The organism is Aurantimonas sp. HBX-1 (assembly GCF_021391535.1).
Taxonomy (GTDB): domain Bacteria; phylum Pseudomonadota; class Alphaproteobacteria; order Rhizobiales; family Rhizobiaceae; genus Aurantimonas.
In genome coordinates this window covers 1,395,056-1,408,237 of sequence record NZ_CP090066.1, presented here as the reverse complement: position 1 = coordinate 1,408,237, position 13,182 = coordinate 1,395,056, and the positions used below count along the sequence as shown (strand labels likewise).

Genomic DNA, 13,182 nt, shown 5'->3' with positions numbered 1-13,182 from the left:
CAGCCTCCGGTGCATCGGGCCATGTGCGGCATTGGCCGCGCGACCGTGCTTCGGGCGACTGATGGGCCACATGCGCACCCACGGTCAAGTCGCCCGACTTGCCGCGATCCGGAGGCGCCAACGCCGGGCGGTGCGCCCCAGGCCGGGATGCGCCGTCCATCTATCCATGCCGCCAGTGTGGATCCGGATCGGTCCGAGGGCGGCGGTCGCGGCGAAAGCCGCCCCTGCCCTAGGCTGCGGTCATTTCGGCCAGGGTCCGACGAACAGGGCGTCGTTGCGGCTGCGCCATTCGGCATTGGAGAGCCAGGTGTAGTCCTGATCCGGCATCAGCGGGATGGCCTTCACGTCCGCCTCCGGCATGGGCAGGAAGAAGACGTCGCGTTCCTGCGAAACCCGCAGGAGGTGGATCGGTGCGATGATGCTGTCCGTGCCCGGGATGAAGAAGCCGCCGGAGGCGATGACGGCGTAGGCGTCGTGATCCTTCGTCTCGAAGACGACGTTCCTCACCTCGCCGATGATCTTGTCGTCCGAGCTGCGAACTTCGGACCCGATGAACTCGTTGGCCATCAGTCCCGGGGTGAGGTCAGTGATCGCCACGAGAGGCGTCGCCCCGACGTCGTCGCGATGCCCGACCGTCGCGCCGCGCTGGACCATCGGTTCGCGTGCCGCGAACTGTTGGTCGGCTTCGTCCTCGTCGTTCGTGCCCATGCTGGCCATCGACGGCTCCGACACGAGTTCGCGGATGTTGCCCATGACCCGCGCGCAGTCGTCGTAGCGCCCGTACGACCACAGGATGAAGGCGGAATCGCGCAGGTGGCGGAGGTCGCGCACCATGTGCCGACCGGCCGGGCCGCGAAGCTCGGGCTTCTGGATGATGGCTTCCTCCAGGCCGGCATCGGCGAGATTGCACTCGCCCGCCAGCGCCGCCGTGGCCCCCAGCGAACCGATGAAGGCGAGGCATAGAATGATCTGCGGCGATCGCATGGGTCGGTCCAATCTGAGGAAACGGACAGGTCGAGACGGAGGGTGGAAACGCCTGGTTCGGTCTCGATCCCGAGCGGGGAGCGGATTTTTGTAGCCGGGAAACTACCCCGCTGTGGCTGTCCTGAACCTGATGCCCGGCGATCGGGCTCCGCGGGACGCGCCGGCAGCGAGCCGCCCTGCTCTGACGAAGGATCCTGCCGCAGGAACGGAGGCCACTGTCACGGACTGCGGCGCCATCAGTCCAGGCGACCGCTCCAGGATCCGCGACGCGCGCGGGCGAGCGCTATCACAGTTTTTCGGTGATCAGCCGGATGCCGAAGCCGGCCAGCAGCGTCCCGATGACCCGTTCGATCCAGCGCCCGAAGCGCTCGTAGACGCGCCTGGCGGGCGGGCTCGACAGCACGATGGCGACAAGGCTGTACCACAGGACCTCGATTGCAAAGCCGCCCGCCAGGATGGTGAGCTTGGCCCACAGCGCCGTCCCGGCGGGCACGCTGACCGCAAACAGGCTGAGGAAGAAGGCGATCCCCTTGGGGTTGGAAAGCTCGACGATGGCGCCCATGCGAAAACCGCGGAGGCTATCGTGGCGACCCGGTCGGCCGTTGCAGGCGACGGGCTCATCCGCGTGCGACGTCAGCCAGGCGGTGACGCCGAGATAGATCAGGTAGCCGCCGCCGGCGACCTGCACGAGCGTCGCCAGCCAGCCGATACGGGTTATCACCAGAGCGAGGCCGGTCAGGGAGAGCGTTGCGTAGATCGTCGCCCCGATGGCGAGCCCGAACGTCGCGCCCAGCGCCGCGGAACGCTGCCCGGAGACCGCGAGGCGCGTGATCAGCGCGAAGGTCGGGCCGGGGCTGATCGTGGCTGCCGCGTAGAGAGCCAGTGCGGTCAGGACCGTGAATGCGTCTGCGCTCATGCCACTCACCTCCGCCTCGTTCAGCGCCAAGGAAATCTAGCGCCGGATCGTCGGCCGTCGAACCCAGGACGGAAACCGATGACCAGCCTGCGCCGCCCTCCCGAGACCGGCAGCCACCGATCGCCGCACGAAGCCGGAATTTGCGGGCTACCCCAGGATTGCCGGCAGGTTCAGCCCGCTCGCGCGGGCGCAGTCGAGCGCGTCGTCGTAGCCGGCGTCGGCGTGGCGCATGACCCCGGTGGCCGGGTCGTTCCAGAGGACGCGCGCGATGCGCCGGTCGGCGTCTTCGGACCCGTCGCAGCAGATCACCATGCCTGCGTGCTGGGAGAAGCCCATGCCGACGCCGCCGCCATGATGCAGCGACACCCAGGTGGCGCCGGAGGCGGTGTTGAGCAGGGCGTTGAGCAGCGGCCAGTCCGACACGGCGTCCGAGCCGTCCTTCATCGCCTCGGTCTCGCGGTTCGGCGAGGCGACCGAGCCGGAATCCAGGTGATCCCGGCCGATCACCACCGGCGCGGAGAGTTCGCCGGTCTGCACCATCTCGTTGAAGGCAAGGCCCAGCCGGTGGCGATCGCCGAGTCCGACCCAGCAGATGCGCGCCGGCAGGCCCTGGAACGCGATGCGCTCGCGCGCCATGTCGAGCCAGCGGTGCAGATGGTGATTGTCCGGCAGGATCTCCTTCACCTTGGCGTCGGTGCGGTAGATGTCCTCCGGATCGCCGGACAGCGCCGCCCAGCGGAACGGGCCGATGCCGCGGCAGAACAGCGGGCGGATATAGGCCGGCACGAATCCCGGAAAGGCGAAGGCGTTCTCCAGCCCCTCGTCCTTGGCGACCTGGCGGATATTGTTGCCGTAGTCGAGCGTCGGCACCCCGGCCGCGTGGAAGGCCAGCATCGCCTCGACATGGGTGCGCATCGACGCGCGCGCCGCCTTCTCCACCCCCTTCGGGTCGCTCTCGCGCCGGGCGCGCCATTCGGCCATCGACCAGCCGATCGGCAGATAGCCGTTCACCGGGTCGTGCGCCGAGGTCTGGTCGGTGACGATGTCCGGCCGGATGCCGCGGCGGACCATCTCCGGCAGGATCTCGGCGGCGTTGCCGAGCAGGCCGACCGACTTCGCCTCGCCCGCCGCGGTCCAGCGCTCGATCATTGCCATCGCCTCGTCGAGCGTCTCGGCCTTCTCGTCGACATAGCGGGTGCGCAGGCGGAAATCGATTGAGTCCGGATTGCACTCCACCGTCAGGCAGGAGGCGCCAGCCATCACCGCGGCCAGCGGCTGCGCGCCGCCCATGCCGCCGAGACCGCCGGTCAGCACCCACTTGCCCTTGAGGTCGCCGCCGTAATGCTGGCGTCCGGCCTCCACGAAGGTCTCGTAGGTGCCCTGCACGATCCCCTGCGTGCCGATATAGATCCACGAGCCGGCCGTCATCTGGCCGTACATCGCAAGGCCCTTCTTATCGAGCTCGTTGAAATGGTCCCAGGTCGCCCAGTGCGGCACGAGGTTGGAATTGGCGATCAGGACGCGCGGCGCATCCTTGTGGGTGCGAAAGACGCCGACCGGCTTGCCGGACTGCACCAGCAGCGTCTCGTCCTCCTCCAGCGTCCGCAGCGACGCCACGATCCGGTCGAAATCGTCCCAGGTCCGCGCCGCTCGGCCGATGCCGCCATAGACCACCAGCTCGTTGGGGTTCTCGGCGACCTCCGGATCGAGATTGTTCATCAGCATGCGCAGCGGCGCCTCGGTCAGCCAGCTCTTGGCCGACAGCGTGGTGCCGCGTGCGGCGCGGACGGTGCGGGCGTTGTGGCGGCGGTCGGGAAGCGTCATCGGGTCAGCCTTTCAGCGCAGGCGCCAGCCCTTCCAGGCGGCGCAGGAGTTCGGCGAGCACGGGGCGCAGGCGCGCCGCCCGCGTCTCGTCATAGGCGAAGGGCGGCGCCTCGGTTGCCAGATGCGTCGCCTGCGCAAGCTCCATCTGGATCGTGTGGACCCCCTCGCGCGGCGCGGCGTAGTGCCGGGTGGTCCAGCCGCCGCGGAAGCGGCCATTGACGATGCTGGTGTAGCCGTCCGCGGTCTCGCACACGCCGCGAGCCGCCAGCTCCACCAGCCTGTCGCAGGTTCGCCCGCCATCGGTGCCGATGTTGAAATCCGGCAGGATCCCCTCGAACAGATACGGGATGCGCGAGCGGATCGAGTGGCAGTCGTAGAGGATGACGACGCCGTGGATCGCCTTCACCCGCGCGATCTCGGCGGCGAGGGCCGCATGGTAGGGCGCGTGGAACAGCGCGACGCGACGCGCGACCTCGGCCTCGTCCGGCGCCCTGCCCTCCCGCCAGATCGGCTGGTTGTCGAAATCGGTCAGCGGCACCAGCGACGTCGTCGCCTGCCCCGGATAAAGGCTCGCCCCGCCGGGGTCGCGGTTGGCGTCGACGACATAGCGGTGGAAGGTTGCGCGCACCGTCGTCGCGTCCGGCAGCAGGCCGTCATAGAGCCGGTCGATGTGCCAGTCCGTGTCGCGCAGCTTCACGCCTTCGTCGTTCAGGCAGGCGCGGACGTCGTCCGGCACGTCGGTGCCGGTATGCGGCAGGCCGAGAATGACCGGCGACGTCCCGCGATGGACTTCGACGGGACTCATGCCGCGCATCCAGGAAAGGCGGAGCATCGCAGCGATCGATCTCCCCCCTTGTGGGGGAGATGGGCGGCAGCCCAGAGGGGGGTGGTGCCGCACGATCGCCGGCGTGATCCCGCCTCCTGTCGCTGGTTTAGGAAGGGATAGCGTCCAAAGTGGGTGGGCCACGACACCCCCCTCTGCCTGCCGGCATCTCCCCCACAAGGGGGGAGATCGACGGCGCCGATGTCGTGCGAAAATCCTAGGACTCGAACGGAGTCGCCTCGCTGCAGCGAGCGGCCGACGCCAGCGGATATGGCGATGCATCGCAGCGGCTGATCTCCCCCCTTGTGGGGGAGATGGGCGGCAGCCCAGAGGGGGGTAATGCCCGCCCTACTTCTGCGCGCCTTGATCCCTCTTCGCTGCCAAGGAAGACAAGAGGCTTCGAGGACGGCGCCCCCCGACACCCCCCTCTGCCCGCCGGCATCTCCCCCACAAGGGGGGAGATCGATAGCGTCCACCCAACGCATCACGAGTCCAGTCCCGGCAGCACATCGCCGACGCTCGCCGCCAGTGCGCCGGAGCGTACCAGTTCCGCCGCGGCGTCCAGGTCGCCGGCCATGTAGCGGTCGTCCTCGAGCGTCGGCACGACGGCGCGGATCGCGGCGTGGGCCTTCAGCAGGCGGGTGCCGGTCGCGAGCGGCGCGCGCAGATCGATGCCCTGCGCCGCGGTCAGCGCCTCGATGCCGATGATCGCCGACAGGTTCTGGGTCATCAGGAGCAACCGGCGCGCGCCGTGGCAGGCCATCGAGACGTGGTCCTCCTGGTTGGCCGAGGTCGGCGTCGAATCGACGCTGGCCGGATGCGCCATCTGCTTGTTCTCGCTCATCAGCGCCGCCGAGGTGACCTCGGCGATCATCAGCCCCGAATTGAGGCCAGGACGCTTGGTGAGAAACGGCGGCAGGCCGAAGGACAGCGTCGGATCGACGAGCAGCGCGATACGCCGCTGGGCGATCGCGCCGATCTCGCAGACCGCGAGCGCGATCTGGTCGGCGGCCAGGGCCACCGGTTCGGCGTGGAAGTTGCCGCCCGAGACGACCGAGCCATCCGACAGCACCAGCGGGTTGTCGGTGACGGCGTTGGCTTCGATCACCAGCGTACTCGCGGCCTGCCGCAGCACGTCGAGACAGGCGCCGTCGACCTGCGGCTGGCAGCGGATGCAGTAGGGATCCTGCACCCGCTCGTCGCCGGTCAGATGGCTGTCGCGGATCTGCGACCCTTCCAGTAGAGCGCGCAGCGACGCCGCCGCGTCGATCTGCCCGCGGTGGCCGCGCAGCGCGTGGATCTCCGGATGGAACGGCGCGGAGGAACCCATCGCCGCGTCGGTGGAGAGCGCGCCGGTGACGAGCGCCGCCTGGGCTGCGCGGAAGGCGCGGAACAGGCCGGCCAGTGCCAGGGCGGTCGAGACCTGGGTGCCGTTGATCAGGGCGAGGCCCTCCTTGGCCGCAAGCGTCACCGGCGTCAGCCCCGCCGCGCGCAGTGCTTCGGCGGCCGGGCGCACGGTGCCGCCGACGAGCACCTCGCCCTCGCCGATCATCGCGGCCGCCACATGCGCCAGCGGCGCCAGGTCGCCCGACGCGCCGACCGAGCCCTGCCCCGGCACCACCGGCAGGATGGCCTTTTCCAGCATCGCCTCGATCAGTTCGACGATCGCCTGGCGCACGCCCGACGCGCCGCGCCCGAGCGACAGGAGCTTGGTCGCCATCACCAGCCGCACGATCTCCGGGGCCAGCAACTCGCCCACGCCGCAGCAATGCGACAGGATGAGATTGCGCTGCAGCGTCGCCACGTCGCCCGGCGCGATCCGCATGCTGGCGAGCTTGCCGAAGCCGGTGTTGACGCCGTAGACCGCTTCCTCGCCGGCGGCGATCTTCGCGATGCGCGCGGCGCTCGACTCGATGCCGGATCGGCACGCGGGGTCGAGCCTGACCGGCTCGGCACCCCGGTAGATTCGCTCCAGCGTCGCCAGCGTGGTGTCGCCGGGCGTCAGCACGATCGTCATGGCGCGACGTCCCGGATGACCCGGTGCAGGGGATTGAAGCCGATCCGGTAGGCAAGTTCGGCCGGATGCTCGACATCCCAGACGGCGAACTCGGCGCATTTGCCCGCGGTGATCGTCCCAAGCTGGTCCGCCAGGCCGAGGGCGCGGGCCGCCTCGCGGGTGACCCCGGCCAGCGCCTCTTCTGGCGTCAGGCGGAACAACGTCGAGCCCATGTTCATGGCGAGCAACGGCGAGGCGAGCGGCGACGAGCCGGGATTGCAGTCGGTGGCGAGCGCGATCGGGACGCCGGCCTCGCGGAGCGCCGCAACGGGCGGCGCCTGCCGTTCGCGCAGCGTGTAGAACGCGCCCGGCAGCAGCACCGCCACGGTTCCAGCCTCCGCCAGCGCATCGACCCCTTCCTGCGACAGATATTCCAGGTGATCGGCAGACAGGGCGCCGTGTCGGGCTGCCAGCGCTGCGCCGCCGAGGTCGGACAGTTGCTCGGCATGAAGCTTCACCGGCAGGCCGAGCGTGCGGGCGTGCTCGAAGACGGTGTCCATCTCGTCGACCGAGAACGCGATGCCCTCGCAGAAGCCGTCGACGGCGTCGATCAGCCCTTCGGCCGCGCCCTGCTCCATGCCGGGCAACACCACCGCCTGGATGTAGTCGGCCGCCCGCCCCTGGTATTCGGGCGGCACCGCGTGCGCGGCGAGATAGGTGGTGACGACCCGCACGTCGCGCTCGGCACCCAGCCAGCGGGCGACACGCAGCATCTTCAGCTCGTCTGCGATGGTCAGGCCGTAGCCGGACTTGATCTCCACCGTCGTGACGCCCTCGGCCAGCAGCGCGTCGAGGCGCCGCGAGGCGCTGTCGAACAGCGCGTCCTCGCTCGCGGCGCGGGTCGCCGAGACGGTCGAGACGATGCCGCCGCCGGCCGCCGCAAGCTCCTGGTAGCTTGCGCCGGCGAGGCGCAGCTCGAACTCGCGCGCCCGGTTGCCGCCATGGACGAGATGGGTGTGGCAGTCGATCAGCGCCGGCGTCACCAGCCGCTGCCCGAGACCCTCGGCCTCCTTGCCGTGCCACTCGGCCGGCAGGTCCGCCGCAGGGCCGGCGAAGACGATCTTGCCGTCGATCGTCGCCACGGCGGCGTTGTTCACCAGCCCGTAGGGCGCGCCCGACCGCTCCATGGTCGCGAGCGTCAGCTCGGTGAGAAGGCGTCGGGCCATGGCGCGCATCCGTAGGTTTCGGTTGAGCCAAAAACCTATTATGTATAGACATATACTGTCAATCGCGGCGGGGACGAGGTTAGCCGATGCGGATCAGGGCGGAACAGCTGCTGCTGGAAGACGGCTGGGCGCACGACGTTCTCGTGACGGTGGGCGCCGACGGACGCATCGCGGCGATCGGGCCGGCCGGCGACGACGAGGCTGCCGACCGCACCGTCCCCGTGCTGCTGCCGGCGCTCTCCAATCTCCACAGCCACACATTCCAGCGCGCCATGGCCGGCCTCACCGAGATTCGTGGGCCGCACGGGCGCGACAGCTTCTGGACCTGGCGCGTCCTGATGTACCGGTTTCTCGACGTGCTCACGCCGGACGATATCGAGACGATCGCCGCCTTCGCCTTCATGGAAATGCTGGAGGCCGGCTTCGGCGCCGTCGCGGAGTTCCACTATCTCCATCATGCCCCAAGCGGCGCGTCCTATGACGATCTCGGCGAACTCTCGTCGCGAATCGCGGCTGCCGCGGTCGCCACCGGCATTGGGCTGACGCTGCTGCCGGTGCATTACCGCACCGGCGGGCTCGACGGGCGGCCGCTCGCCGGCGGCCAGCAGAGGTTCGGAAACGATCTCGAGCGGTTCCTGAAGTTGGTCGAGCGGTCGAAGGCGATTGTCGGCTCCCTGCCCGCCGACACGAGCCTCGGCCTTGCGCCGCATTCGCTGCGGGCGGCGCCGGCCGATGACATAAGGGTGCTCGCAGCCGCCCTGCCGGACGGCCCCTTCCATATCCACGCCGCCGAGCAGGAGGCCGAGATCGAGGAGGTCCTCGCGGCGACCGGACGCCGTTCCATCGAATGGCTGCTCAAGAATTTCGAGATCGACGAACGCTGGTGCCTGATCCATGCCACTCACATGACCGAGGCCGAAACCGACGCGCTTGCCCGCTCCGGCGCCGTGGCCGGCCTCTGTCCGGTCACCGAGGCCAATCTCGGCGACGGCATCTTCGAGGGCGTCGCCTTCCTGGAAGCCGGCGGCAGCTTCGGAATCGGCTCGGACTCCAACATCCGCATCAGCGCCATCGAGGAGCTGCGCCAGCTGGAATATTCGCAGCGGCTCAAGCACCGAGGTCGCTCCATGCTCGCCGGTCCCGGCGGCTCCGTCGGTCGACGCCTCTACGACGGCGCGCTCCGGGGCGGCGCCCGGGCGCTCGGCCGCGAGGCGGATGCGATCCGGGTCGGCGCCTTTGCCGATCTCGTCGCGCTCGACCCGACCCGCTTCGCCGGCTCCGGCAAGCGCGACGGCCTCCTCGACGGCTGGATCTTCACCGGCAGTCGCGAGGCCGTGACCGATGTCTGGTCAGCGGGGCGCCACGTCGTGCGGGAGGGTCGGCACATCGATGCGGAGGCGCTGACCCGGCGCTATCGTGCCGTGCTGGCCGACGTCATGGCGCGCCTATGAAACCCGTCGCCCGATCCTCGTTCCGCGTGATCAAGGACGAGATCGCCAGGCGCATCGGCGACCAGACCTGGAAGGCCGGCGCGCTGATCCCCGGCGAGGAGGCGCTGGCTGCCGAGTTCGGCGCAGCCAGGGCGACCGTCAACCGGGCGCTGCAGGAACTGGCGCGCGCCGGGCTGATCGAGCGCAAGCGCAAGGTCGGCACCCGCGTCGCGCTGCATCCCGTCCGCCAGGCCCGTTTCGCCATTCCGCTCGTCGCCCAGGAGGTCGCCGCGGCCGGCGCCGCCTATCGCTACGTGCTGCTGGCGCGGGAAGCCCGGGCGGCGGATGCACGGGACGCCGAACGCCTGGGCGTCGCGCCCGGCGACATGGTTCTGCACCTCGAATGCCTGCATCTCGCCGACGAGCGCCCCTATCAGTTCGAGGATCGGCTGATCAATCCGGATGCCGCACCGCGCGCGCTGGAGGAAAGCTTTGAGACCCTGGGGCCGAACGAATGGCTCGTCGGTGCCGCCCCCTTCTCGCGGGCCGAATTCACCTTCCTCGCCGCTCTGCCGACGGCGCGCGAGGCGAAGATCCTCGACGTCGGGATCAGCGAGCCGGTCTTCGTCGGCGAGCGGCGCACATGGCTGCTTGCCCGGCCGATCACCGCGGTGCGCATGGTGCACCCGCAGAGCCACCGGCTGACGACCCGTCTATGAGCGGGCCAGTTCGCCGCGATCGGCCTGGATCGCCTCGGCGCGGATCTCCTCGGTCAGCCGGGCGCGCATCTCGCTGAATTCCGGGCTCGACTTCATCCTGTAGTGGCGCGGATGCGGCAGGTCGACGGGCAGGATCGACTTGATCCGGCCCGGCCGCGCCGACATCGTCACCACCCGCGAGCCGACGAAGATCGCCTCCTCGATGTCGTGGGTGACGAACAGCACCATCTTGTGCTCGCGCTCCCAGATGCCGAGCAGGAGTTCCTGCATGAGCCCGCGCGTCTGGTTGTCGAGCGCGCCGAAGGGCTCGTCCAGCAGCAGGATCTTCGGGTCGTTGGCAAGCGCCCGCGCGATCGCGGTGCGCTGCTGCATGCCCCCCGACAGCTGTTTCGGCCAATGCTTCTCGAAGCCCTTGAGCCCGACCTGGTCGACATAGAAGCCGACGATCTCGCGCTTCTCGGCCTCGCCCATGCGCTTCTCGCGCAGGCCGAAGGCGATGTTGTCGGCAACGCTCAGCCAGGGAAACAGCGTGTAGGACTGGAACACCATCCCGCGGTCCGGCCCGGGGCCGGTGATCGCCTCCCCGTCCAGCGTCACGGTGCCGGTGGTCGGCCGGTCGAGCCCGGCGATGATGCGCAGCAGCGTGGACTTGCCGCAGCCGGACGGGCCGAGAATGGTGACGAAGTCGTCCGACGGCACGGTGAGGTCGGTCGGCTGCAGCGCGACGGTCGGCTTGCCGCCCTTGACCGCGGGAAACACCCGGCCGAGGCCGGCGATGACGAGTTCGCTCACGCCAGCCTCCAGGCGAAGAGCCAGCGGTTGATCGACTTGAACAGAAAGTCCGAGACGAGGCCGATCAGCCCGATGACGATGATGCCGAAGATGATCTGGCCAGTCGCCATCAGCGCCTGCGAGTTGATGATCATGTAGCCGATGCCGGAGGACGCCCCGATCAGTTCGGCGACGATGACGTAGGTCCAGGCCCAGCCGAGCACGAGGCGCAGGATCTCGGCAATGTCGGGCGCATTGGCGGGGATCAGCACCCGCCGCACGATGCCGCGATCCTTGGCACCCAGCGTATAGGCCGCCTCTACGAGGTCCTGGCGGGTCGAGCCGACGGCGCCGGCGACCATCAGCGTGATCTGGAAGAACGAGCCGATGAAGATGACCAGCAGCTTCTGCGTCTCGCCGATGCCGGCCCAAAGGATCAGCAGCGGCACGAAGGCCGAGGCCGGCAGATAGCGGGCGAAGGAGACGAAAGGCTCGAGCAGCGCCTCCACCGGCTTGTAGGTGCCCATGGCGATGCCGATCGGCACCGCGAGGGCCGCCGCGATGGTGAAGCCGCCGACGACGCGCCAGATGGTGATGCCGATGTCGAACAGGAAACCGCGCTGCGACAGGAGGTACCAGCCGTCGCCCAGCATGGTCAGCGGGTCGGCGAGGAAGGTCCGCGACACGAACCCGCCGTAGGTCGCCAGCGACCACAGGGCGACGAACAGCACGAAGAACGAAAAGCCGAGAAGGACGCGGGTGCGCGCATCCACCGGCTGGAAGGGTCGGATCATCGTGCGGGGCCCGGCGCTTGTCGGATCAAGGGCCGCGGCAGCCGGTCGGAACCGGCCGCCGCGGAACACAGGCGAATGCCTTTACTGGATGAAGCTCGGATCGGCGAGGCCGTCGATCTGCGGCTTCTCGCGGATCACGCCGATGTCGAGCAGGAGATCGGCGGCAGCATCGGAGAACTCGCGCCATTCGCCGGCGAAGAATGTCTTGTTGGCCTCGCGGTCCTGCCACCGCAGATGCGAGGCGGAGGCGGCGAACTGCTCGGCCGTCTGGTTGACGTCGGCGCCCATGATCTCGTAGGCGCGGTCCTTGTCGCTCTCGATCATCTCCAGCGCCTCGAAATAGCTTTCGGCGAGCGCCTTGGCCGCTTCCGGGTTCTCCTCGAGGAAGGCCGGCGTGCAGCCGACCGTGTCCATCACCGCCGGATAATCCAGCGTGGTGGCGAGGATCTTGCCGGAGTCGGGCGCATCGCGCACCGTCGACAGATACGGCTCGTAGGTCATCGCCGCATCGTTCTGGCCGGCGACGAAGGCCTGCGCCGCCGGTCCCGGCTCCATGTTCACCACCGAGACGTCGTCGAGCGACATGCCGTTCTCGTTCAGCATCCAGGCCAGCAGGAAATACGGCGAGGTGCCCGGCGTCGAGGCCGCGATCGTCTTGCCCTTCAGGTCCGCGAAGCTCTCGATGTCGCCGCGAACCACGATACCGTCGGCGCCGTAGCTCTTGTCCATCTGGAAGATCTGCGTCGTCGCCACGCCATTGGCGTTCCACGCGATCCAGGTCTCGACCGTCGTCGCCGCGCACTGGATGTCGCCCGAGGCGATGGCGAGATGCCGGCTCGCCTGCGGGATCTTGGAGAGCGTGACGTCGAGGCCGTTCTTCTCGAAGATCCCGGCCTCCTTGGCGAGCGTCAGCGGCGCGAAGCCGGTCCAGCCGGACAGGCCGAGGTTGACGCTCGTGGTCTGGGCATGAGCGCCGGTGAGCCCGGCGAGTATCACACCGACTGCGCAGCCTGTCTTGGAAACCAGACCCATTTCTTCGCCCCTGTATTTGTCTACACAAATACAGACTGACGGATGGCCGGAGGGCGGTCAAGCGGGATGGCGGCAGTGGCCTGCGGATTGAATCGGCAGGCGCGGAGCGAACGCTGTGCAACGTGCCCACGGACGCGGCAATGCCGAGACCAGGGCGGACGAAGCCTGTGCGGCAGCGCGGCCGGCGCGTCTTCCGAAGCGCGCCGGCCCGATGTCCGATGAGACGGAATGCCGCCCGATCAGGCCTTGTGGATCGCTGCGGCAATGTCCTCGACTGAGTGGCCGGTCAGGTCCTTAGCGAGGTCACCGACGATCTTGCCCTTGAGGTTGGCGTGATAGTGCTTGCGCATTTCGCCGAGCGTCCGCGGGTCAGCGATGACGAAGAGGTGCTCGAGCTTGTTCTTGAGCGCCATCTGGTTGAGATGCTCGGCGCTGGCCGCCGCGAAGGCGTCTTCGTCGCCGCGGCTGGAATCCGGGTTGGCCGACGAGCTCTGGTGCCGCGCGCCCGATCCGGCGTTGCCGGCGTCCAGGCTGGGCTCGGCCATCGGCGCGAGCTCCAACTGGGTCTCGGTTCCCTTGTTGTGGAAGAGCTTGAGGGTCTTTCCGTCGGCGACGGCCACGATCGTTCCGTTGGCAAGGATCATCGATGAACTCCTGATTGTCCGGA

The 13,182-nt window shown here is 69.0% G+C and carries 12 protein-coding genes; 2 read left to right on the top strand and 10 right to left on the bottom strand.

Annotated features, from left to right (window positions below):
- Window positions 1–240 precede the first annotated feature (240 nt).
- The 6 genes from LXB15_RS06650 to hutI all read right to left on the bottom strand — a co-directional run bounded on the left by LXB15_RS06650 (window position 241) and on the right by hutI (window position 7,769).
- On the bottom strand, window positions 241–984 hold the full coding sequence (locus LXB15_RS06650) for a PRC-barrel domain-containing protein (RefSeq protein ID WP_233951842.1): 744 nt from the start codon (window positions 982–984) through the stop codon (window positions 241–243).
- Window positions 985–1,270: 286 nt separating this feature from the next.
- Window positions 1,271–1,900: a LysE family translocator gene (locus LXB15_RS06645; RefSeq protein ID WP_233951841.1), complete on the bottom strand. Its 630-nt coding sequence runs from the start codon at window positions 1,898–1,900 to the stop codon at window positions 1,271–1,273.
- Between the two features lie 147 nt (window positions 1,901–2,047).
- Window positions 2,048–3,724, bottom strand: coding sequence for a urocanate hydratase (gene hutU, locus LXB15_RS06640; protein ID WP_233951839.1), 1,677 nt, complete (start codon window positions 3,722–3,724; stop codon window positions 2,048–2,050).
- A 4-nt stretch (window positions 3,725–3,728) separates the two neighbouring features.
- Window positions 3,729–4,529: an N-formylglutamate deformylase gene (gene hutG, locus LXB15_RS06635; protein WP_233951837.1), complete on the bottom strand. Its 801-nt coding sequence runs from the start codon at window positions 4,527–4,529 to the stop codon at window positions 3,729–3,731.
- Window positions 4,530–5,031: 502 nt separating this feature from the next.
- Window positions 5,032–6,564: a histidine ammonia-lyase gene (gene hutH, locus LXB15_RS06630; RefSeq protein WP_233951835.1), complete on the bottom strand. Its 1,533-nt coding sequence runs from the start codon at window positions 6,562–6,564 to the stop codon at window positions 5,032–5,034.
- Window positions 6,561–7,769: an imidazolonepropionase gene (gene hutI / locus LXB15_RS06625; protein WP_370640184.1), complete on the bottom strand. Its 1,209-nt coding sequence runs from the start codon at window positions 7,767–7,769 to the stop codon at window positions 6,561–6,563. The genes hutH and hutI overlap by 4 nt, the downstream gene beginning before the upstream one ends.
- Window positions 7,770–7,855: 86 nt before the next feature.
- Here hutI and LXB15_RS06620 point away from each other — a divergent pair, with 86 nt between their 5' ends.
- Together LXB15_RS06620 and LXB15_RS06615 are read left to right on the top strand one after the other, a co-directional pair.
- Window positions 7,856–9,220, top strand: a complete 1,365-nt coding sequence (locus LXB15_RS06620) for a formimidoylglutamate deiminase (RefSeq protein WP_233951833.1) — start codon at window positions 7,856–7,858, stop codon at window positions 9,218–9,220.
- Window positions 9,217–9,918, top strand: coding sequence for a GntR family transcriptional regulator (locus LXB15_RS06615; protein WP_233951831.1), 702 nt, complete (start codon window positions 9,217–9,219; stop codon window positions 9,916–9,918). Before LXB15_RS06620 ends, LXB15_RS06615 begins: the two co-directional genes overlap by 4 nt.
- On the opposite strand, the gene LXB15_RS06610 is transcribed toward LXB15_RS06615, so the two are convergent.
- The 4 genes from LXB15_RS06610 to LXB15_RS06595 all read right to left on the bottom strand — a co-directional run bounded on the left by LXB15_RS06610 (window position 9,913) and on the right by LXB15_RS06595 (window position 13,159).
- The gene (locus tag LXB15_RS06610) at window positions 9,913–10,710 is read right to left on the bottom strand and encodes an ABC transporter ATP-binding protein (protein ID WP_233951829.1); all 798 of its coding nucleotides are present in this window, start codon (window positions 10,708–10,710) and stop codon (window positions 9,913–9,915) included. The genes LXB15_RS06615 and LXB15_RS06610 overlap by 6 nt on opposite strands.
- Complete coding sequence (locus tag LXB15_RS06605; RefSeq protein WP_370640183.1) at window positions 10,707–11,483, bottom strand: ABC transporter permease; 777 nt, start codon at window positions 11,481–11,483, stop codon at window positions 10,707–10,709. The genes LXB15_RS06610 and LXB15_RS06605 overlap by 4 nt, the downstream gene beginning before the upstream one ends.
- A gap of 81 nt (window positions 11,484–11,564) precedes the next feature.
- Entirely contained in the window at window positions 11,565–12,515 is a 951-nt protein-coding gene (locus LXB15_RS06600; protein ID WP_233951827.1) for an ABC transporter substrate-binding protein, read from the bottom strand.
- Between the two features lie 239 nt (window positions 12,516–12,754).
- Window positions 12,755–13,159, bottom strand: a complete 405-nt coding sequence (locus LXB15_RS06595; protein WP_233951825.1) for a host attachment protein — start codon at window positions 13,157–13,159, stop codon at window positions 12,755–12,757.
- Window positions 13,160–13,182 lie beyond the last annotated feature (23 nt).

Bases quoted from the DNA above. Each gene is read 5' to 3' on its own strand.
- LXB15_RS06645 (WP_233951841.1), bottom strand. From the start codon at position 1,900: ATGAGCGCAGACGCATTCACGGTCCTGACCGCACTGGCTCTCTACGCG.
- LXB15_RS06605 (WP_370640183.1), bottom strand. From the start codon at position 11,483: ATGATCCGACCCTTCCAGCCGGTGGATGCGCGCACCCGCGTCCTTCTC.
- LXB15_RS06650 (WP_233951842.1), bottom strand. From the start codon at position 984: ATGCGATCGCCGCAGATCATTCTATGCCTCGCCTTCATCGGTTCGCTG.
- LXB15_RS06595 (WP_233951825.1), bottom strand. From the start codon at position 13,159: ATGATCCTTGCCAACGGAACGATCGTGGCCGTCGCCGACGGAAAGACC.
- hutU (WP_233951839.1), bottom strand. From the start codon at position 3,724: ATGACGCTTCCCGACCGCCGCCACAACGCCCGCACCGTCCGCGCCGCA.
- LXB15_RS06620 (WP_233951833.1), top strand. From the start codon at position 7,856: ATGCGGATCAGGGCGGAACAGCTGCTGCTGGAAGACGGCTGGGCGCAC.
- LXB15_RS06615 (WP_233951831.1), top strand. From the start codon at position 9,217: ATGAAACCCGTCGCCCGATCCTCGTTCCGCGTGATCAAGGACGAGATC.
- LXB15_RS06600 (WP_233951827.1), bottom strand. From the start codon at position 12,515: ATGGGTCTGGTTTCCAAGACAGGCTGCGCAGTCGGTGTGATACTCGCC.
- hutG (WP_233951837.1), bottom strand. From the start codon at position 4,529: ATGAGTCCCGTCGAAGTCCATCGCGGGACGTCGCCGGTCATTCTCGGC.
- hutI (WP_370640184.1), bottom strand. From the start codon at position 7,769: ATGGCCCGACGCCTTCTCACCGAGCTGACGCTCGCGACCATGGAGCGG.
- hutH (WP_233951835.1), bottom strand. From the start codon at position 6,564: ATGACGATCGTGCTGACGCCCGGCGACACCACGCTGGCGACGCTGGAG.